Origin of the sequence: uncultured Shewanella sp. (assembly GCF_947501225.1) — a bacterium.
Taxonomy (GTDB): domain Bacteria; phylum Pseudomonadota; class Gammaproteobacteria; order Enterobacterales; family Shewanellaceae; genus Shewanella.
Map to the genome: position 1 here is coordinate 23,950 of NZ_CANMUW010000024.1, position 18,900 is coordinate 42,849.

General features: G+C 49.3%; 18 protein-coding genes and 1 pseudogene. 9 read left to right on the plus strand and 10 right to left on the minus strand.

The genetic code is table 11. The features are described 5' to 3' along the window. Positions 1 to 56 precede the first annotated feature (56 nt). The 3 genes from ilvM to ilvC form a co-directional block, all read right to left on the minus strand. Complete coding sequence (gene ilvM, locus Q1B47_RS20605; protein ID WP_299798249.1) at positions 57 to 317, minus strand: acetolactate synthase 2 small subunit; 261 nt, start codon at positions 315 to 317, stop codon at positions 57 to 59. A gap of 58 nt (positions 318 to 375) precedes the next feature. Next, a complete protein-coding gene (gene ilvG, locus Q1B47_RS20610; RefSeq protein WP_299798349.1) occupies positions 376 to 2,049 on the minus strand; it encodes an acetolactate synthase 2 catalytic subunit in 1,674 nt (557 codons plus the stop codon). Between the two features lie 581 nt (positions 2,050 to 2,630). Then, entirely contained in the window at positions 2,631 to 4,112 is a 1,482-nt protein-coding gene (gene ilvC / locus Q1B47_RS20615; RefSeq protein WP_299798252.1) for a ketol-acid reductoisomerase, read from the minus strand. A gap of 222 nt (positions 4,113 to 4,334) precedes the next feature. On the opposite strand from ilvC, the gene ilvY reads away from it, so the two are divergent. From ilvY to Q1B47_RS20630, 3 genes are all read left to right on the plus strand, one after another. Then, the gene (gene ilvY, locus Q1B47_RS20620) at positions 4,335 to 5,207 is read left to right on the plus strand and encodes an HTH-type transcriptional activator IlvY (RefSeq protein WP_299798255.1); all 873 of its coding nucleotides are present in this window, start codon (positions 4,335 to 4,337) and stop codon (positions 5,205 to 5,207) included. 168 nt (positions 5,208 to 5,375) lie between these two features. After that, positions 5,376 to 6,203 carry an ABC transporter substrate-binding protein gene (locus tag Q1B47_RS20625; RefSeq protein WP_299798258.1) on the plus strand — a complete coding sequence of 276 codons (828 nt, stop codon included), beginning with the start codon at positions 5,376 to 5,378 and terminating at the stop codon, positions 6,201 to 6,203. A 130-nt stretch (positions 6,204 to 6,333) separates the two neighbouring features. After that, positions 6,334 to 7,137 (plus strand): GGDEF domain-containing protein, encoded by an 804-nt coding sequence (locus Q1B47_RS20630; RefSeq protein WP_299798261.1) that lies wholly within the window; start codon positions 6,334 to 6,336, stop codon positions 7,135 to 7,137. Between the two features lie 47 nt (positions 7,138 to 7,184). Here Q1B47_RS20630 and cysE read toward each other — a convergent pair whose 3' ends face one another. Beyond that, positions 7,185 to 7,976: a serine O-acetyltransferase gene (cysE, locus tag Q1B47_RS20635; protein ID WP_299798264.1), complete on the minus strand. Its 792-nt coding sequence runs from the start codon at positions 7,974 to 7,976 to the stop codon at positions 7,185 to 7,187. A 225-nt stretch (positions 7,977 to 8,201) separates the two neighbouring features. Then, the gene (locus Q1B47_RS20640) at positions 8,202 to 8,447 is read right to left on the minus strand and encodes a Rho-binding antiterminator (protein ID WP_299798267.1); all 246 of its coding nucleotides are present in this window, start codon (positions 8,445 to 8,447) and stop codon (positions 8,202 to 8,204) included. Positions 8,448 to 8,650: 203 nt separating this feature from the next. Between Q1B47_RS20640 and Q1B47_RS20645 the strand changes: the two genes are divergently transcribed. Further along, a complete protein-coding gene (locus tag Q1B47_RS20645; RefSeq protein WP_299798270.1) occupies positions 8,651 to 10,174 on the plus strand; it encodes a YifB family Mg chelatase-like AAA ATPase in 1,524 nt (507 codons plus the stop codon). A gap of 41 nt (positions 10,175 to 10,215) precedes the next feature. On the opposite strand, the gene Q1B47_RS20650 is transcribed toward Q1B47_RS20645, so the two are convergent. Next, on the minus strand, positions 10,216 to 11,262 hold the full coding sequence (locus Q1B47_RS20650) for an ABC transporter substrate-binding protein (RefSeq protein WP_299798273.1): 1,047 nt from the start codon (positions 11,260 to 11,262) through the stop codon (positions 10,216 to 10,218). Between the two features lie 250 nt (positions 11,263 to 11,512). On the opposite strand from Q1B47_RS20650, the gene Q1B47_RS20655 reads away from it, so the two are divergent. Beyond that, entirely contained in the window at positions 11,513 to 12,421 is a 909-nt protein-coding gene (locus Q1B47_RS20655; RefSeq protein WP_299798276.1) for an acyltransferase, read from the plus strand. Between the two features lie 4 nt (positions 12,422 to 12,425). After that, positions 12,426 to 13,346 (plus strand): acyltransferase, encoded by a 921-nt coding sequence (locus Q1B47_RS20660; RefSeq protein WP_299798278.1) that lies wholly within the window; start codon positions 12,426 to 12,428, stop codon positions 13,344 to 13,346. A gap of 32 nt (positions 13,347 to 13,378) precedes the next feature. Here Q1B47_RS20660 and Q1B47_RS20665 read toward each other — a convergent pair whose 3' ends face one another. From Q1B47_RS20665 to Q1B47_RS20680, 4 genes and pseudogenes are all read right to left on the minus strand, one after another. Further along, complete coding sequence (locus Q1B47_RS20665) at positions 13,379 to 13,855, minus strand: DUF523 domain-containing protein (RefSeq protein WP_299798281.1); 477 nt, start codon at positions 13,853 to 13,855, stop codon at positions 13,379 to 13,381. A gap of 110 nt (positions 13,856 to 13,965) precedes the next feature. Continuing rightward, positions 13,966 to 15,057: a branched-chain amino acid aminotransferase gene (locus tag Q1B47_RS20670; protein ID WP_299798284.1), complete on the minus strand. Its 1,092-nt coding sequence runs from the start codon at positions 15,055 to 15,057 to the stop codon at positions 13,966 to 13,968. Between the two features lie 157 nt (positions 15,058 to 15,214). Further along, positions 15,215 to 15,634 (minus strand): hypothetical protein, encoded by a 420-nt coding sequence (locus Q1B47_RS20675; RefSeq protein ID WP_299798352.1) that lies wholly within the window; start codon positions 15,632 to 15,634, stop codon positions 15,215 to 15,217. A 180-nt stretch (positions 15,635 to 15,814) separates the two neighbouring features. Further along, positions 15,815 to 15,979: pseudogene (locus tag Q1B47_RS20680) on the minus strand (TetR/AcrR family transcriptional regulator); the annotation flags it as partial. A 189-nt stretch (positions 15,980 to 16,168) separates the two neighbouring features. On the opposite strand from Q1B47_RS20680, the gene Q1B47_RS20685 reads away from it, so the two are divergent. The 3 genes from Q1B47_RS20685 to Q1B47_RS20695 all read left to right on the plus strand — a co-directional run bounded on the left by Q1B47_RS20685 (position 16,169) and on the right by Q1B47_RS20695 (position 18,877). Beyond that, positions 16,169 to 17,671: a flavocytochrome c gene (locus tag Q1B47_RS20685; RefSeq protein ID WP_299798287.1), complete on the plus strand. Its 1,503-nt coding sequence runs from the start codon at positions 16,169 to 16,171 to the stop codon at positions 17,669 to 17,671. Between the two features lie 10 nt (positions 17,672 to 17,681). Beyond that, positions 17,682 to 18,044 carry a cytochrome c3 family protein gene (locus Q1B47_RS20690; RefSeq protein WP_299798290.1) on the plus strand — a complete coding sequence of 121 codons (363 nt, stop codon included), beginning with the start codon at positions 17,682 to 17,684 and terminating at the stop codon, positions 18,042 to 18,044. 95 nt (positions 18,045 to 18,139) lie between these two features. Further along, positions 18,140 to 18,877 (plus strand): cupin domain-containing protein, encoded by a 738-nt coding sequence (locus tag Q1B47_RS20695; protein ID WP_299798293.1) that lies wholly within the window; start codon positions 18,140 to 18,142, stop codon positions 18,875 to 18,877. The last annotated feature ends 23 nt before the right edge of the window (positions 18,878 to 18,900 follow it).

Sequence of the window (18,900 nt, forward strand, 5' to 3'; positions counted from 1 at the left end):
CTCTCAATCTCTTTAGCAACTACAACGTGTTAATTTATCTTGTCTTTCAAAAGCGACTAACTGGCAACTTTTTCCGGCCTTATCGCCTCCATGGTTAGCACCCGGCACTCGATAACATCGATAAGTTTCTCCAGCTGAGTGGTGAGCAGCTCAATCGCACGCTCTCCCTCGACCAGCATATCCAGACTGGCATTCTTAGAGTCACCTGATTGCATATTCATCCCGGTGACTCTGAAACCACGATGGCGCACGACTCTGAGTACGCGCTCTAACACCTCAGGGCGCTGAGCAAGGGTTAAGGTTAATGTGTTGATCATCTCTGCTTCTCCGTCATGTCAGTCTTAAATATGGCCTTGCTTGTAGTCGATAACGTCATCATGTCGATTTATCCATCTCCTCCATCATGTCGCGATTCGAAGCCCCGGGTGGAACGAGTGGCCATACGTTATGCGCATCATCAATCCGCACATGCAGCAGATAAGGCCCTTCACAATTGATCAGGTGTTCCAGCGCCGCTTCAACCTGATCTGTTGTAGTGATGGTTCGACCGGGAATATCGAACGCCGATGCCAGGGTGACAAAATCGGGATTATCGGAGAGGTCGGTCTCGCTATATCTCTCCTCGAAGAAGAGCTGCTGCCACTGCTTTACCATGCCCAGTTTTTGGTTATCTATGAGTAAGATTTTGACCGGTAACTTACGCCGCTTGATAGTGGTCAGCTCCTGCACATTCATCATAAATGAGCCATCTCCGGATACGGCAACCACGGTTGCGTCGGGACGGGAGACCTTGGCACCGATGGCGGCGGGTAAGCCGAACCCCATGGTGCCAAGTCCCGCACTGGAGAGGTGGTCTTCTGGTTTACGGAACCACATATGTTGCGCCACCCACATCTGGTGCTGACCCACATCGCAGCACACCACACTATCTTCGGGTAACTTATCGGCTAAACGATTCAACATGGCAGGGGCGAAGATGAGCTCGCCGGGCCTGTCGTAGTTCCAGCTATGCTCACGCTTAAGCTTAGCGACTTCACTCTGCCAGGGGGCTATCTCAAGCGATGTGCACATGGCCGGTAAGATCTGACGAAGGTCGCCGGCGATGGCGACATCCGCAAGACGCAGCTTGCCCAGCTCTGCGGCATCGATATCGAGATGGATCACCTTGGCGTGCTCGGCAAATGAGGCCAGGCGTCCGGTAACACGGTCATCGAAACGTGCACCGACAACGATTAGCAGATCGCACTCCTGAACGGCAATGTTCGCCGCCTTAGAGCCATGCATGCCTAACATACCTAAGTAACCGGGAGTGTCATGCTTGATCGAGCCCAAACCTTTGAGGGTTGCAACCGAAGGCACGCCAGTGGCGTCGATAAACGCCCTTAACGGATCGACGGCTCCGGCCATTCCGACGCCACCACCAACATAGAGCATTGGCTGCCTGGCTTGCCTGAGCAGAGAGAGTGCCGCATCAATCTTTTCTGCATCAAACTCGGGCTCGGGAGTACGCGCCTGCAGCGGCGTCCTGTACTCGAGCATACCTATCTGGATATCTTTGGGAATATCGACCAATACCGGACCGGGACGCCCCGAAGCGGCAACTTCGAACGCCTTATACAGAGTCGGGATCAGCTCATCCATCTCGGTGACCATGAAACTATGCTTAGTGCACGACAGCGACATCCCCAGAACATCGATCTCCTGGAAGGCATCGGTACCGATCACTGCCGTGGAAACCTGACCGGTAATAGCAACCAGGGGGACAGAATCGAGTAGAGCATCGGCAAGTGACGTCACCAAATTTGTGGCACCGGGCCCGGAGGTTGCAAAACAGACCCCGGTCTTACCGCTGGCGCGGGCATAACCCAGGGCGGCAAACGCCGCGCCCTGCTCATGACGACTCAGCAGATGCTCTACCGGCGCACCATAGAGGGCATCGTAAATAGGCATGATGGCACCACCCGGGTAACCAAATATGTTGGTGACACCGTGAGCCGCTAATACCTTGATGACCGCGTCAGCGCCTCTCATCATCTGCCCCTGCTTCATCTGCCCTTGCTCCATCTGCCACTCTCTCTGTTTCTCGACCTCAGGTGAGTACTCATTGAAACTCACTGTAAGTCTGTGTTTTTAAGGGTAGAGCCCTGTCTAACTCAGCGTTTTACTAGATTATTCTGGGCCCTAAACGAAAAACCCCCCGGTCCTTTCGGAGCGGGGGGTTAGTTGCAATCTTTTACCTGGTTAGGTTGGTCGATGCGCCGTGCGTAGCCCCCGCTGTGATCTAATAATCACGACGGTAATAATCTCAATAATGAGTAGGGCTACTTGGTTAAACATGCTTGACCTGTTTCCTGATTAGTTTGCTAAAATTCTGTCTCTTCACCAGTGAAGAGTTATTAATCAATACCACAAAGCCAATAAAAAACACAACAAAAACCTTTTCACCCACAAGAAACAAACCATTTATCTCTGTTAAGCGATAACCAAAAAGTTGTTCGCTCAAATGTGTTGGCTAACCAGCCTTTCATTAGAAATTATCTTTTACTTCAATGGTTAAACTTTATGCTTTCTATGACTTAGCTTTGCCGACTGACCCGGCAAATGACCGGGCCAATCACCATAAAAAAATATTACTTCTCTTCGACGATGCGCTGCATCTCTGTCATGTAACCACGCAGTTCGGCGCCAATTTTCTCGACGCCCGTGCCACGAATCGCAGCATTGACTTCGATCAGGCGTTGATTATCGACGCCGTTGCCACTGTCGCTCAGACCGGCACCTAACACCTCTGGAGACATGCCGTTAACGTAGTCACGCAGTAAAGGCAGGGCGGCATGGTTAAACAGGTAACAGCCATACTCTGCCGTATCTGAGATAACGATATTCATCTCATAGAGGCGCTTGCGGGCAATCGTGTTCGCAATCAGTGGCGTCTCATGTAGTGACTCATAATAAGCCGACTCTTCGATGATGCCGGAGGCGACCATAGTATCGAACGCAAGCTCAACACCGGCTTTGATCATGGCAACCAGGAAGATCCCTTTATCGAAATAGGTCTGCTCATCGATGCTCTCATCACTTTGAGGTGCATTCTCAAAAGCCGTTTCACCGGTCTCCTTACGCCACTTAAGAAGGTTGGCATCATCATTTGCCCAATCTTCCATCATAGTCTTTGAGAACTCACCGGATATGATGTCGTCCATATGCTTCTCGAACAGAGGAGCAAGAATACCCTTAAGCTCTTCGGCCATCTCGAACGCCCTGATCTTGGCCGGATTAGAGAGGCGATCCATCATGTTGGTGATACCGCCATGCTTGAGCGCCTCGGTCGTTGTCTCCCAGCCCTGCTGAATCAACTTAGCTGCATATCCGGGCTCAACGCCATCGGCAATCATCTTCTCGTAACCAAGGATTGCACCGGTTTGCAGCATGCCGCAAAGAATCGTTTGCTCACCCATAAGGTCAGACTTAACTTCGGCGATAAACGATGAGTGAAGCACACCAGCCCTGTCACCACCTGTCGCACTGGCATAGGCTTTCGCAATCTCGAAACCATCGCCTTTAGGATCATTCTCAGGGTGAACCGCAATCAGAGTTGGCACACCGAATCCACGCTTATACTCTTCACGAACCTCGGTACCCGGACACTTAGGAGCAACCATGATGACAGTGATGTCATCACGAACCTGCATCCCCTCTTCGACGATGTTGAAACCGTGAGAGTAGGACAGGGTCGCACCCTGCTTCATCAGCGGCATCACGGTATTTACTGCATCGGTATGCTGCTTATCCGGCGTCAGGTTAAGCACGAGATCAGCATCAGGGATCAACTCTTCGATAGTACCGACCCGAAAGCCGTTACCGGTAGCCTTTTGATAAGAGGCGCGTTTCTCTTCGATAGCCTGAGCCCTGAGGGCATAGGCGATATTCAGACCAGAGTCGCGCATGTTCAAACCTTGGTTCAGGCCTTGGGCGCCACAACCTAAAATGACGATATTCCAGCCCTTGATGAAGTCACAACCTTCACTAAATTCGCTGCGTTCCATGAAACGGCACTGAGCCAGTTGTGCGAGTTGTTGACGCAAATTCAGAGAGTTAAAATAGTTAGCCATCTGATATACCACCTTCTGTATCGAATTTAGAAAAGTCGCTCATCTCATCTTGCCTGAGCGGTGATTGAGATCACTATAGCGCATGATTTCAATTGCTGAAAATGATATATTCGGGACATAGTATTGCATTTTATGCAACATAAGACGGCTATCGGCCAGACTCTGTTTCCTCGATTAGGAGGAAGCTTTTTAGTCTTTGTCATGAATCTAAGGAGTTCAGTTTTGGATATAAAGACCATCAAGCTATACCTGCACCTGACTGAGAGTCTGCACTTCTCCCGCACCGCTCAGGCTATGCATGTCAGTCCATCGACCCTGAGCCGGGCGATGCAGAGGCTTGAGGATGAGGTGGGGGCCAAACTTTTTCAAAGGGATAATCGCAGTGTCGCTCTAACCAGTGCCGGTGTAGAGTATCGTCACTTTGCCGAACAGACGCTGGATCACTGGACCAAGCTGAAAACCAAGATTGATCCCAAACAAGATCTGCTAAGAGGCAGGCTCAATCTCTACTGCTCAGTAACCGCCGCCTACAGCCACCTGCCCGGATTACTCGATAGATTCAGGCGCGAACACCCACTGGTCGAGATAGCACTGACCACGGGCGATGCGGCCAACGCCGTCAGGGAGGTGAAAAATAACAGCGCGGATATCGCCATTGCGGCACTGCCGGATCCTTTTCCCGACACTCTGCACTTCGCCAAGATAGATGATATCCCCCTGGTCATTATCGCCCCGACTTTTCGCTGTCAGGTACAGGAGTTATTGACTGAATCCTATATCCCCTGGGATCGCCTTCCCTTTATCGTCCCCGAACACGGACCGGGAAGACATAGAACCGACAACTGGTTTAAACAACTCGGGTTATCTCCCAACATCTACGCCCAGGTCTCGGGACAGGAGGCCATCGCTTCTATGGTTGCACTCGGCTGTGGGGTCAGTATCACTCCCGAAGTCGTGATCAGCAACAGCCCGGTCAGAGACAGAATTCAGATAATCCCGAGCCCCATAGCCATTCCGCCCTTCGAGTTAGGCTGCTGCTGCAGAAATAAGAGGTTAGAGGATCCCATAGTGGCCGCATTTCTTAAGGTACTTTAGTGAGATAGCCTGAGCTCGATTTAACATCTCACTCAATAAGCCCTATCCCCTCAAAAAATAGTGCATATCATGAACAGTTCACTTAACAGCGCCTGAGCTCGGTTAATCAAACCAAACGTATAGCCTTTGCTATACTCAGTATCAACGGCGTTCGGCAGAATATTACTAATGACCTTAAGACCTTACAGTTTGGTGTTTGCTCTCTTATTTTCAATGCTCACGGCACCATCGGCGGCGGAGCAGAGTGAGGTGCTGCCTAGGCTGAAGTTTTGCGTAGAGGATACTGAGTTCCCCCCCTTCAATTACTTCAAACGAATCGATGGAGAGAAAGGAGAGTCGGCCGGTTATGATGTCGATCTTCTCAAGCTCGTTTTCGAGCCATCGGGTATCGAGTACAAGGTGGTAGCCCTGCCGTGGCGCCGGTGTCTGAAAGAGGCCAGTGAAGGAATAATCGATGCCGTGATGAGCGCCTCCCTCAACCCTCAACGAGCTAAAGAGTATTTTCACTCTGACGCCTATTATTATCTCAATCCCAGCTACTTCTATCTCAGAACAGACTTCCCTGACGGGCTGGATATACAGGCACTATCGGAACTGGAAAGTCACGGGAACATTTGCGGCATTAAAGGGTTCAACTATGTTAATTTCGGCTGGATAAACCTAACCAAGCTCTATGAGATCAATGAGATATCAAGCCTACCTACCATGCTGGAAAAAAAGCGCTGTCGCTTCTTTTTGGCCCGTAAAGAAACTCTGGCCGGCACCTTAGCCCTTAATAACCTTCACCGGTTTGAACGTCTTCTCGGAAGGAGTACAGTGCCAAATCTCAAACCCGAGCCCTTTCATATGCTGATATCACGCAGGTCCGCTGCGGCCGGGCTAATTCAGAATCTATTCAATGAAAAGGTCAAACAACTTAATCAGAGCGGAGAGCTGGAAAAACTCCTCGAACAGCACCTGCATGAGCTCAGGCTAAATGCCAGGAATAACGACTGACTCCCACAGTTGATAAGCAAATACACGCGAGCTCACCGAGCCGGGCATCAGAAATGATTTGCTCATCTATACTTATTAGCAAACACCCCATCTGTTAATAGATTGATTATGAATCATATATAAACTGCCTATGAATATTTTTGCTATATTCCTGGTTTTATCGGGGTTAACGGGGCTGTGTGCCTCCCTGTTTCCTACGCATCAGATGTGTAACATCCCCGATCATCAACATAAAGGCTGGCTACTGCTGCTTAATCTGATCTTTATGTTTATCCTGGGGTATCTGGGATATATCTGGATGCTTATTAACCGTGAAATCGGCACACTGGAGATGATAGTCGCCACCATATTCTGTGGTGGCGGTATGTTCGTGTTTATCATCACAAAGATGAGCCGGGAAACCATATTAACCCTGCAACAAACGATTAAGGCAAAACATTATCAGGCCCATCACGATCAATTAACGGGTCTGCCCAACCGCAGCCTGTTTTATGAAGAGCTGGATAGGTTGATCGCCATCAGCGACCAAAAGTTTTGCTGCCTGATGATGGATCTCAATGACTTCAAGATGGTTAACGACACATTCGGTCATGCCGAAGGCGATCATGTTCTGCAGATCGTGGCGCAAAGGATAAACAAAATCATTCCAACCGGCGCCCTTGCGGCTAGGCTGGGAGGGGACGAGCTCACAGTGGTACTTCCCCACGCTCAGGATAGCGACGCGCTTACCGTAGCGAAAACGATTCAGCAGGAGTTGCTCAAAGATATCAGTTGCGGAAAACATTCATTAATCATAGGCGTCAGCATTGGCATCGCCGAGTACCCCAGAGATGGAGATAATCGCAAGAGTTTAATGAAGAGCGCCGATATCGCTATGTATCATGCGAAGAAGAATGAAGATAATTTACAGATATTTACGCCCCATATGGGCTGATAACGGCTCTATCAACCCATGAAACCAAATCTCTGTTAAGGATAAGTTTAAGCCACCGCCGTTGAGTCGAGGAAGTTCTGCTCCATCGTCTCGGCCGGGCACTCTGATACGGGTTTACCTACCACCTTAGCGGGTACGCCAACCACGGTCGTGTGGGGAGCCACATCGGTTAAAACTACTGAGCCCGCGCCCACTTTTGCGCCCTGACCCACTTCGATATTGCCCAATACCTTAGCCCCGGCACCTATCATGACACCTTTTCGGATCTTAGGATGACGATCGCCCTGCTGATTACCCGTGCCGCCAAGCGTGACCGACTGCAGCAAGGAGACATTATCTTCTATCACGGCCGTCTCGCCGATGACGATGCCGGTGGCATGGTCAAACATGATCCCCGTGCCTATCTTACAGGCCGGGTGGATATCGACACCAAACACCTCAGAATTGCGGCTCTGAATAAATTGAGCTAACTCTCTTCTGTCCTGCTGCCACAGGCAGTGAGCCAAGCGGTGAACCTGTATCGCCTGAAAGCCTTTGAGGTTGAGCATCACGGTCAAGTAACTGCTCACTGCAGGATCACGATCTTTTACCGCCTTAATGTCGGTCGCCACATTCGTCAACATCTCATCACAATGAATAAAAGCTTTATCGAAGAGTTCACGGAAGGTGAAGGGGGATACCACGCCATCGGAGAGCTTATTAGCAACAACAAAGCTTAATGCCGAACCCAGACACTCATGGTTGAGAATCGAGGTATACACATGACTGGCCAGGAGGGGTTCTTGTTGTACCAGAGCCTCAGCTTCTACCCTGAGCTGTTCCCAAACTTCATAACGCATATTGTTGCTCTTAAAATAATGAAGAAATTGCCGAATAATGATCTTAACTCAATCACTGAATAATACATCTCGCTGTAAGAGCGATTAGTTATATGGAATAACAATTGGTTTGCAACTGCATCTCAAAATGTGCGCCATAAAGTAGAAAGCCTTTTTTTTAATCGTCTCGCTGTATGGTAATAGCCTATAAGGCATTAATTGGAGGGATAGTGAAGCATAATACAATCAACTGATATTCACGCTGTTAAAATGGGGATTTTCAGTAACGGCCGTCATCCTCTTAATGCTATCGAGCACGATCGAAACGGATTCGCCGCCACTTTCTATAACGATACACTCCTTCCTATGATCATCGATACAGGTCGTCTTCGCCACACCCACAACCTCCTCTCCCGAACGCAAGGTCAGCAAGAGCTCAATCCTGTACAGGCAGGCAATCTCGATGTAATCATGAATATCACAGCGAATCATCTCATCACCATCATTTTGTGTTGTGAAATTTAGGTTTTAATTATAGTGAGACTTTATCTAACAAGATCTCCGGAATAGCAATATATCAATTCCCTCCCCCTCAATTCCGACACTGCCAGTCGAAATCACCAATCTCCTGCTACACTCAATACAGCAAGCTAATACACTGATAAAACAATTAAACTAAACAAAAGGATTTGTTTATGGCAATCGCCTGTGTCGCCACCCGTGCCAGCAAAGGAGTCGAGGCTCCCTCGGTTACGGTAGAGGTTCACCTCAGTAATGGTCTACCGGCCTTCAATCTTGTCGGGCTTCCCGAAACCTCGGTCAAGGAAGCCAAGGAGCGGGTCCGCAGCGCGATCATCAATGCCGGCTTCGAGTTCCCCATGCGCCGTATCACAGTCAACCTGGCTCCGGCCGATCTCCCCAAGCAAGGGGGAAGATATGATCTGCCCATCGCCATAGGTATTCTTGCCGCATCAAAGCAGGTCCCTAAAAACTCACTGAAAGATCATGAGTTTGTAGGCGAGCTGGCACTCTCGGGTCATATACGTCACTGCCATGGCCTTTTACCCGTCATTGTCGATGCCCGAAAACAGGGGACCACACTGGTGATCCCCCTTGATAACAGACCTGATGCGGAACTGGTGGGATATCATAAGGCGCACTTCGCCTCTCATCTGCAAACCTTGAGCGAATATCTGCATGGACAGTGTCCACTGCCGGGAATACAGACCGAACTCGAGTGGATAGAAACAGAGGAACAGCCGCAAACAAGCTGCATGAGTGAAGTGATAGGCCAGTATCAGGCCAAGCTGGGTTTAGAAATTGCGGCCGCAGGCAATCACAACCTGCTCCTTCTGGGCCCTCCGGGAACGGGGAAAAGCATGTTAGCCAGCCGGATGATGCAGCTGTTACCACCACTTACCTATGAAGAGGCGCTGGAGGTTGCGGCGCTACACTCAGTGGCCGGTATCTCACTCGCCCCCGGACAATTTTATAAGCGTCCATTTCGCAACCCACACCATACCAGCTCGTCTATCTCCCTGGTAGGAGGTGGCAGCAACCCAAAGCCCGGAGAGATCTCTCTGGCTCATAGGGGAGTCCTCTTCTTAGACGAGGTGGTCGAATTTCCACGTCGGGTACTCGATTGCCTGCGTGAGCCGATGGAGACCGGCGAGGTCGTCATCTCCCGCGCCGCTGCCAAGCTGACCTTCTCCAGTCGATTCCAACTCGTTGCGGCGATGAACCCCAGCCCTTGTGGAGATGTGGATAATGCCAGAGCGACGCAAGATCAGATACTGAGATACCTGTCACGCCTGTCCGGACCATTTTTAGATAGATTCGATCTGACCATAGAGGTACCTAAACTGCCCGCCGGAGCCCTGACTCAAAAGGCCGATGGTGGAGAAACCAGTGAGTCGATAGCGAAGCGGGTAAAGAGTGCCCGTGAGATCCAACTCAGTAGGGCGGGTAAACTCAACAGTGAATTGAGTGGTAAACAGTTGCAGCAGACAGGTGGCTTCGAGCAAACAGACCTGGTATTTCTCGAGCAGAGTGTCAACAAACTGGGCTTGTCGGTGAGGAGCTATCACCGGCTGCAGCGCGTGGCTCGCACCATCGCCGACCTGCAGGCCAGTAAAGGAGTCGATCGCAGTCATATAGCTCAAGCACTGGGTTACCGGGCCATGGACAGGTTATTAAACAGCCTCAAATCGGCTTACTAATCCCAATGAATAAGCAGTGAAATCCGAGTCATCAAGCTTCCCTATTTTGCCCCTACAGTGGCACCACAACCGAGGTTTTCATCGGGATCAGACAGGCAGAGTTTATGACTTATAATTGCTCTCCAATCTCGACTGAGCAAAGCCTTGAAATATTCGCTTCCGGGCTCCAGTAAACTAAACAGGGGGAATGGGGGGCTAGCACTGTATTGATCGCCGTGTCGGTGCTTGGCAATTTTATCCATGACCACCGCCCCTGCAAGAAAGTGGCCTCCGCCTAGCGCTGCTATCTTGCCCTGCTGGCGCAAACGCAATACTTTTTCTGAGGTATTGACGGTACTGATGAAAATGTCCTTCCCGGCAATAACGCCTTGCTCCTCCAGCGCCCGTAATACCCCAAAAGCCATATGATCATTCGCTGTCCAGATACCGGTCAAGTTAGGGTAACGTTGAAGCATCTTTAGTGTCAGCCAGTAGGCCGAATCTTCTCGCCAATGGGCGTAAACAACCTGATGCAAAGTCAAATGAGGTTGTGAGCTCAAAAAATCAGTTGCACCTGAGGTCCTATTTACCGATGCAGGGGTCAGGGTATCGCCTGAGATGCATATGACTTCGGCGGGTTCTGAGCCGATGGCTTCAGCTAAGGCTAACGCTGAAGCCTGGCCAATAGAGTAGTTATCAGGCACCACCGCAGGCAGGAGGAATTGCTGCCAATGGGGATCTTCCATAAGCAATGCCCTCTCCTCCTTACTGATATCGTTAAGCATCAAGGCCACATACACAGGCAGACCGTAAAATGATTTAAGCATTTTCGAAGCGCTAGCCTCTTCGCTAACCAGTACAACATACTTAGGCAGTTTTTTTGATCGTACCAAGGCATTAACCTGATCTATCATCAAAAGACGATCTCGGTTAGCGTGAAAAATTTCAAGCTTCAAATCAAATAAGTTTGCCGCCTCAACCATTGCTTTATCAACATCACCCCAAAAGCTTTCTTGCGCTTTTCCCGGATTAAAAAATACCACATCGGTCTTGGCTTTCACCTGAAAACAAAACAGGTAAAGCAGACAAAGTAGAACTACTGGCTTCATAATGCCCCTCTTTCCTGTCGACATCTTTAGGCTGCCGGCAAAGTAGCAATGATAATCATTACAATAATAAGCTTAGTCAACTCCCCTGCAAGCAACAAATTCGGTATTTTCACAATTACAGCAAAATGTGGGTATTTTCCTGAAGAATTCATAAGAAAATGTGAATATTTTGGCGTTAGGACACATCAAGATTGAGCAAATGTCCTACTGCTAGTAGTATAGGTCTCCAATTTTTATCGGGGGATCTTAAGTGGGCGGAGTTTTTTCATCAATCAGAGGCTGTCTGGCATTCGCATGCTACGTCATAAATACCCTTTTCTGGGTGTTACCCATCGTCATTCTAAGCCCGATTAAACTCATCCCTATCGCTGCGACACGAACGGCCAGCTCCTCAATGTTAGATAGCTGCGCTACGGCCTGGATCACAGTAAACGGCGTAATAGAGCGTATCTTTCACCCTGTACGCGTCCATCTTCACAGTGATGCCGAGCTCTCTCCCAAAGAGTGGTATATGGTGATCGCCAACCACCAATCCTGGGTCGACATCTTAATACTGCAACGGGTATTGAACCGTAAGATCCCTTTCCTGAAATTCTTTTTGAAGAAGGAGCTGATCTTCGTGCCATTTCTGGGCTTGGCCTGGTGGGCTCTCGACTTTCCATTTATGCGCCGCTATAGCACGGCCCAACTGAGGAAAAACCCCAAGCTTAGGGGGAAAGATATCGAGGTAACAAAGAGGGCTTGCGCAAAATTTAAGTCCACACCGGTCAGCGTGATGAACTTTGTAGAGGGTACCCGTTTCAAGGCACATAAACATAAGAAACAGAACTCTCAATTCTCACACCTGCTGAAACCCAGGGCCGGCGGACTCGCCTTCGCTTTATCGGCGATGGGGGAACATATTCATAAGTTGGTCGATGTTTCAATCTATTACCCTGAGAAAGTGCCTAGTTATTGGGACTATATCAGCGGGCAGGTTGAAGAGGTTCACGTGCATATAAGAGTCTCTGAGATAGCTGAGGAGATGCGTGGTGATTATATGAAAGATAGAGAATTTAAGATCTCATTTCAGGAAAAACTCAACCATATATGGCTGGAAAAAGATCAAAGACTCGAACAACTCGCCCAACAACACGCTGCAACTCAGAAGGTGTCCTAGCAAGATGTTGAATTTTCTTCCCGGCTCAGTGCTATATTTCATCAGCTCAATCCTGCTCGTCATCAACACGACAATCTGGGCGGCTTTGATCAGCTTAGGGGGGCTCATCAAGCTCATCCTTCCATTCACTGCCGGACGCAACTTCCTCACTCAGATCATGAATAAGTTTATGTGGGCCTGGGCCACCTGCAATGGCGGAATACTATTCCTGCTGGCCGATATCGAGTGGGACATTGAAGGGCTGGAGAAGCTGGACAAACATGGCTGGTACCTATTGATCAGTAACCACCTCAGCGGTTTCGACATTGCGGTACAAACCTATGTACTGCGCAACCATATTCCTATGCTGAAGTTTTTTCTTAAGCGAGAGCTCCTCTACGTCCCTATGCTTGGCTTGGGCTGCTGGGCGCTGGATATGCCATTTATGAGCAGAACCAGTCCAGCTAAGCTCAAGAAAAACCCTAAGCTTAAGGGTAAAGATCTGGCCACGACGCGACGGGCCTGTGAGAAGTTTAAAAGCATCCCCACCTCAATTATCAATTATGTTGAGGGCAGCCGTTTCACCGAAGAGAAGCGCCTGCGCCAGGATTCACCTTACCGTTACCTGCTTCGCCCCAAGGCGGGCGGCATCGCCTTCACCTTGTCGGCCATGGGCGAACAATTTACTAACCTGCTCAATGTGACCTTAGTCTATCCGGACGCAAAATCGGATCCCCTCTCTGAGGTGATGCACGGTAAAATCAAGAAGATCACGGTAAAAATTGAGGTATTGCCGGTGCCCCAAGTCGATAATAAACGCTATCTATCCGAGGGGCAGTACCGTGTCGAATTCCAACGCTGGCTAAACCAACTGTGGGAAGAGAAGGATGAACTGATACATCAGGTGATGCTAAAAAATGGCGTAGCCAAAGAAGACAGGTCTTAACGATATAGTGCCTGTCCCAGTGATTCAGGCACTTAATCCTCTTTTAAAAATCTGGCCAGCTCCTCTAACTCATCTTCACAGAACACCTTAACCCCAGCCGCAGTGAGAGCGTCTGTTGTAACTCCATTCCCCTCGATGAGTCGCTTAGCGAAATTCCCGTCATAGATAGCCCCAGAACCACAGGAGGGACTTCTCGCCTTGAGAATCGCCACCTTAACACCCGCAGCTTTAGCAAGCTCGACGGCCTGATCCGCACCATCAATAAACTGAGGGGTCACATCCACTCCCTCTTTCGTTAGCACCCGACTTCCAACGCGCTCAGCGGGCGCCCTGGGAGTGCTTAAACCGCCTGCGCACTCAGGACAAAAACTGATTAATCGCCCCTCTCGTTTCCACTGCAGAAGCAGGGGATGTAACAGCTCATTATCACCGCCATCGTAGCGCACCCTTTCTCCGAGCAGACATGAACTCACCAATATTTTATCTGGCCGGACTAACTTATCTGCCATGCTCCCACCTTCTCCTTTCGATTAATGTGATAAGCCCTTCTTCTCTTTCGATGATAAAGCAACAGACACAAAAAAGGCGCCGTTGAGCGCCTTCTGACTTACGGGATAACTTATGGCGCCACTCGTGCTACATGTTGCACCCACCCCTCCGGGCCTTCGATTTTCCCCTTCTGTATATCCGTGAGTACCTGATACAGACGACGAGTATGTTTACCAACATGACCATCACCCACAATAACTACCCGATTATCTTCGAAGATATATGACCCCACAGGAGATACAACCGCGGCAGTACCAAATCCACCGGCCTCGATGATCTCACCGGATTCGATATCGGCGATAAACTTGTCCAGCATCACCGTCTCCTGTCGCACTTCACAGCCAAGGTGCTCACCCAACTCTAGGATGGATTGTGAGGTGATGGATTTAAGAATTGTATCGGTAAAGCTTGGAATGATCACCGTGCCATCTTTCAGAATATGAAAGTGATTCATGGCACCAACCTCTTCGATCTGCTTGTTGCTGGCATCGAGGTAAAGTACCTGTGCGGCGCCATACTCGGCAGCAGCCTTACCTGCCTTCAACGATGCCGCATAGTTACCTGCAGCCTTAGAGGCTCCAGTACCACCGGATACCGCGCGGTGAAATCGCTCGCTGATCAGCAGGCGAATCGCCTTATCGAATCCATCAGAGTAATAGGGGCCACTCGGACTCAACATCACACAGAAGGTATATTGTTCACTGGGACTGACAGACAGCCTGTCTTCGGTAGCAAAGATAAAGGGACGAATATAGAGGCAAGCCCCCTCCTGCATCGGGAACCAGAGTCTGTCGACATCGATCAAGGCATTGATAGCTTCCAGCTGCATCGCCTCAGAGAGCCCGGGAATACAGAGGATATCGGCAGATCGATTGAGTCGCTCTGCATTCTTATCTAAACGAAAGGTGTAAATTTCACCGTCTTCATGCATGAAGGCTTTCGCGCCTTCAAACACGGACTGACCGTAATGCAGGGCAATTGCACCGGGTGCAACTTCAAATGGCCCGTAGGGGACGACTCTTGGATCACACCACTGTCCGTCGCGATAATCCATTAAAAACATATGATCGGTTCTGAGGTTACCGAAGCCCACATCTGTTTCAGGCTCGAACTGCTCAGTACGGCGCTCTAACGCAGGTTTTAAATTATAAGTTATTTGCATTGCTTACCACCTTGATTACTGAATAAGCAGCGTATGGATGCAAGGCAATAAAGTCAAGTGGAATGGGGCTTGTCACCGACTCTCACAGAAATAAGAATGAGGATATACTCCCCTAACTCCAGGGGCTATCAACGCCCTAAGCAGAGCGCTATTCGCCCTACGTATTGTCTCTGCAGGTCAGCTGTTTGCCTATACCTAAGCAGGTTTCACAGGTTCGAATCTTACTCTTGCTCTTATCCAGAAATTCACTGATGCGCAATCGCATATCCTGCATCATCTCCATAGTGATCGGCCGCTGCCACTGATATCGATTCATCAGGCGGCTGATGTGCCGCAGACTGGTCTCCTCGTCTGCGGTGAAATACTTCTCATCCATTAACCGACTCTCGTAGGTAGAGGCCGCTCCACCGAGAAAAAAGTAGAGTGACTGTGTAAGATCTCGAATATCGAGTTCGGAGGCCTCCAACTCACCGGAATTAACAGCATCTTCCAGGGGAACCCGAATACAGCTCCAGAACAAATTAACCCGATTACGGAGCACTTCAATTTTTTCAGGGCTCGCCATCTGCCAAAACATACTATTTATTGATACAACTCTCAAAATATTAAATATTGGGCTACGTTTAACAACTTCGAAAGTAAATAAAATAGGCAGCACGGCTCGCTGGTAAATATCAAGCTCAGGGTGTTCTTTTATAAAAACAGGTATTTGAGTCGATGTTGTATTCCTTAGAAATAAACAAACCAACACATCTTCCTTAGACTCAAAATATTTATAAAGAGTATTAGTCGAGCACTCAGCTCCCTTTGCTATCTGCGCGAACCTGAAAGACACAACCCCCTGTTTATCAATCAGATTTTCAGCGACGTCGAGTAGTTGATTACACCTTACCGCATCACAATGACTGCTGGGACAATGCATTACAAATAACCTTTAAATACTATATAAACATCTATATTATTGCGCTCTTACTAATTTGATACTTAAAAGAAACATTTTCTTGAACATCACCACAAAAAACTTTCTTCCCAAATCCAAAGTGTGATTTTGCGCATATTTGAACAGGCCGCTCGAGCATATTGTAATCCCAAGTTAACCGGAGATAACAATATGCAAACAAGACGTTCTTTTTTAAAACTAGGTGCAGGAGCCGCGGCCGCTGGCGCCTTGGCTCCCCTCACCGTCAGCGCAAATTCATCTGACATAAAATGGGATGAAGAGCATGAGATCATCATCGTTGGTTCCGGTTTTGCCGGGCTGGCAGCAGCCGTCGAGGCTGGCAAGCTAGGCGCTAAAGATATCGTCATATTCGAGAAGCTCGGCGTCTATGGCGGTAACAGCACACTGAACGCCGGACAGGCCTGTTTTGCCAATACCGATCTGCAGAAACAGCTGGGCATCGAAGACAGTGCTGAGCTCATGGTTCAGGATCAACTTAAGTCGGGCCGTGGATATGCCAGTGAAGAGCTGTTAAGACACAGCGCCGAACTGGGACCCTATATCTATCAGCTCACCAAAGACTGTGGCTGTGTCTATCGCGACCATATCATCAACACCGGCGGAACCAGTGCAACCCGCAGCCATCAGGTGGTGGAACGCAGCGGTGCGGGCTTTATCCGCCCAATGCTTAAGACTGCAAGAAGCTATGGCGTAAAAACCAAGATCCGCCATAAGTTCGAGCACCTTATCACAGCAAAAGACGGTACGGTACTGGGCATTCAGGTTCGAAAGGGCTACCACTTCGGCCACGAAGACTCAGGCAAACTCATCAATGTTAAGGCCGAAAAGGGTGTATTGATTGCAACCGGTGGTTTCGGCGCTAACGTTAGCTTCCGTCAGGCATTGGATCCAAATCTGGGAGCCGAGGTCGGCTGCACTAACGCTCGCGGCGCTACGGGCGATGGTCTGATTGCCATGTTGGCCGAAGGCGCTATGCCGGTTCACTTAAGCTTCATTCAATCGGGCCCCTGGGCATCACCGGATGAAGGTGGATTCGGATATGGTGCAGGCTTCTCGCTCTATAACTTCCCTCACTCTATCGCTATCGACCGCAGCACCGGCCAACGCTTCATGAATGAAACGGCAGACCGTAAAACCCGCGCCGACTTAGAGGTTCAGCGTCGTGATAAAGATGGCAAGCCAAACCCTGCACTGCTTATCGCACCTAAGCACGAAGCGAAAAAAGACCCTTCTATGGCTAACGTGCTCAAGTATAACGTCGCCTGGGAGTTCGACAGCGTTGAAGCTATTGCCAAGCATTTCGATGTGCCACTTAAGCCACTGAAAAAGCAGATTGAAGACTGGAATAAGTATGTCAAGGCCGGTGAAGATCCCCAATTTGGCAAGCGTATGAACATGAGTACCGGCATCTATCTGACAGCTCCCTTCATCGTTCAACGTCTGTGGCCAAAAGTACACTACTGCCAGGGTGGCATTCAGATTAATGCCAAGGCAGAAGTCATAGCTGCAAAAACCGGCGAGAAAATTCCAGGTCTATATGCCGCAGGCGAGGTTTCCGGTGGTGTTCACGGCGTCAGCCGCTTAGGTGGATGTTCAACCCCGGAATGTATGGCATTTGGTGTCACTGCCGCTCGCTCAATGATGAAAGCATAAGGATAAAAAAATGAAAAAATTTAACACATTACTTGTGCTCACTCTCGGTGCTTGTTTAGCGATGTCGGTTCAGGCTCGCGAAAAAAGAGATTATCACGAGATGGTCTACGACTCAGGTTGTAAATCCTGTCATGACCAGGGGCTGAAAGCCTTCCCATCCGATGAATCATGCCTGCAATGCCATGACATGGCGGAGCTTGCGGAGCAAACCAAACGTGTGGGGCACGATGCCAAGCAAAATCCTCACGACAGTATGCACTATGGCCAGGAAGCGCCATGTATGGAGTGCCACGGCGAACATACACCGAAGAAAGCGATCTGTATGGATTGCCACAACTTCGACTTCCCCAAATTTAAATATGAGCATAAATAAGCAAAGCCTATTTATCTCGATGTGAATATGGAGCTGCCTGTCAGCTCCAAAGTAAAAGCAACAACATAATATTAAAGTAAAACAAGGAAATGATGATGAAAAAACTACTTTTAGTTTCAGCAGTACTTGCCACAGGTTGCGCTACAGCCGCCGATAAGCCTGCCGACAAGCCATGGCACAATGAGAAGCCTACGCTGTCGACAATTAACGCACCGACTAAGGTCATGCCTATGGTGTGTAAGCAAGAGCAAGCGATGGCGTACCTGAAAGAGCTGCAATCGGGCGAAAAAGATATCTATAGCGTTAAGTCGAACGATCACGGCGGTAAAGGTGCCAATGAATCGGGCTGGTTAACCTGGCGTGTAGAAGATCCAAACAACCTTATTCCATGCCCGGAAGGTGGCGCAGCGGCAACTGAAGTGGGTATGTGCTGGAAAGAACTTAACGATGAACCAACTGTAATTGGTCTGGTTCGTGTAGCTCCTGGTACTGCCGCTCCTCACTACCATCGTGAAATGGAGTGTTACTACGGTCTGAGTGGTCAGGGTCTGACTTGGGCTCAAGAGCGTATGCAACCATTTGGTCCTGGCGACTACATCGAGATCCCAAGTAAGGCGATGCACTACACGCCAAACACCTATGATGATCAAGACTTGATCTACATGTACTGGTTCCCACTAGACGGCAAGTTCTCAACCTTCAAGTACCAGTGGCCACAAGATGTGGGTCCAGGTGAGCAGCTGATGTTTGACTTCATTCCATACACTAACTCTAAACTCGTGCGTTCTGGTAATGGTGGTTACGGTTGGGACGTAGTCCAGAAATCTAAGTAATCAAACTTAACCCTTAAGCAGAG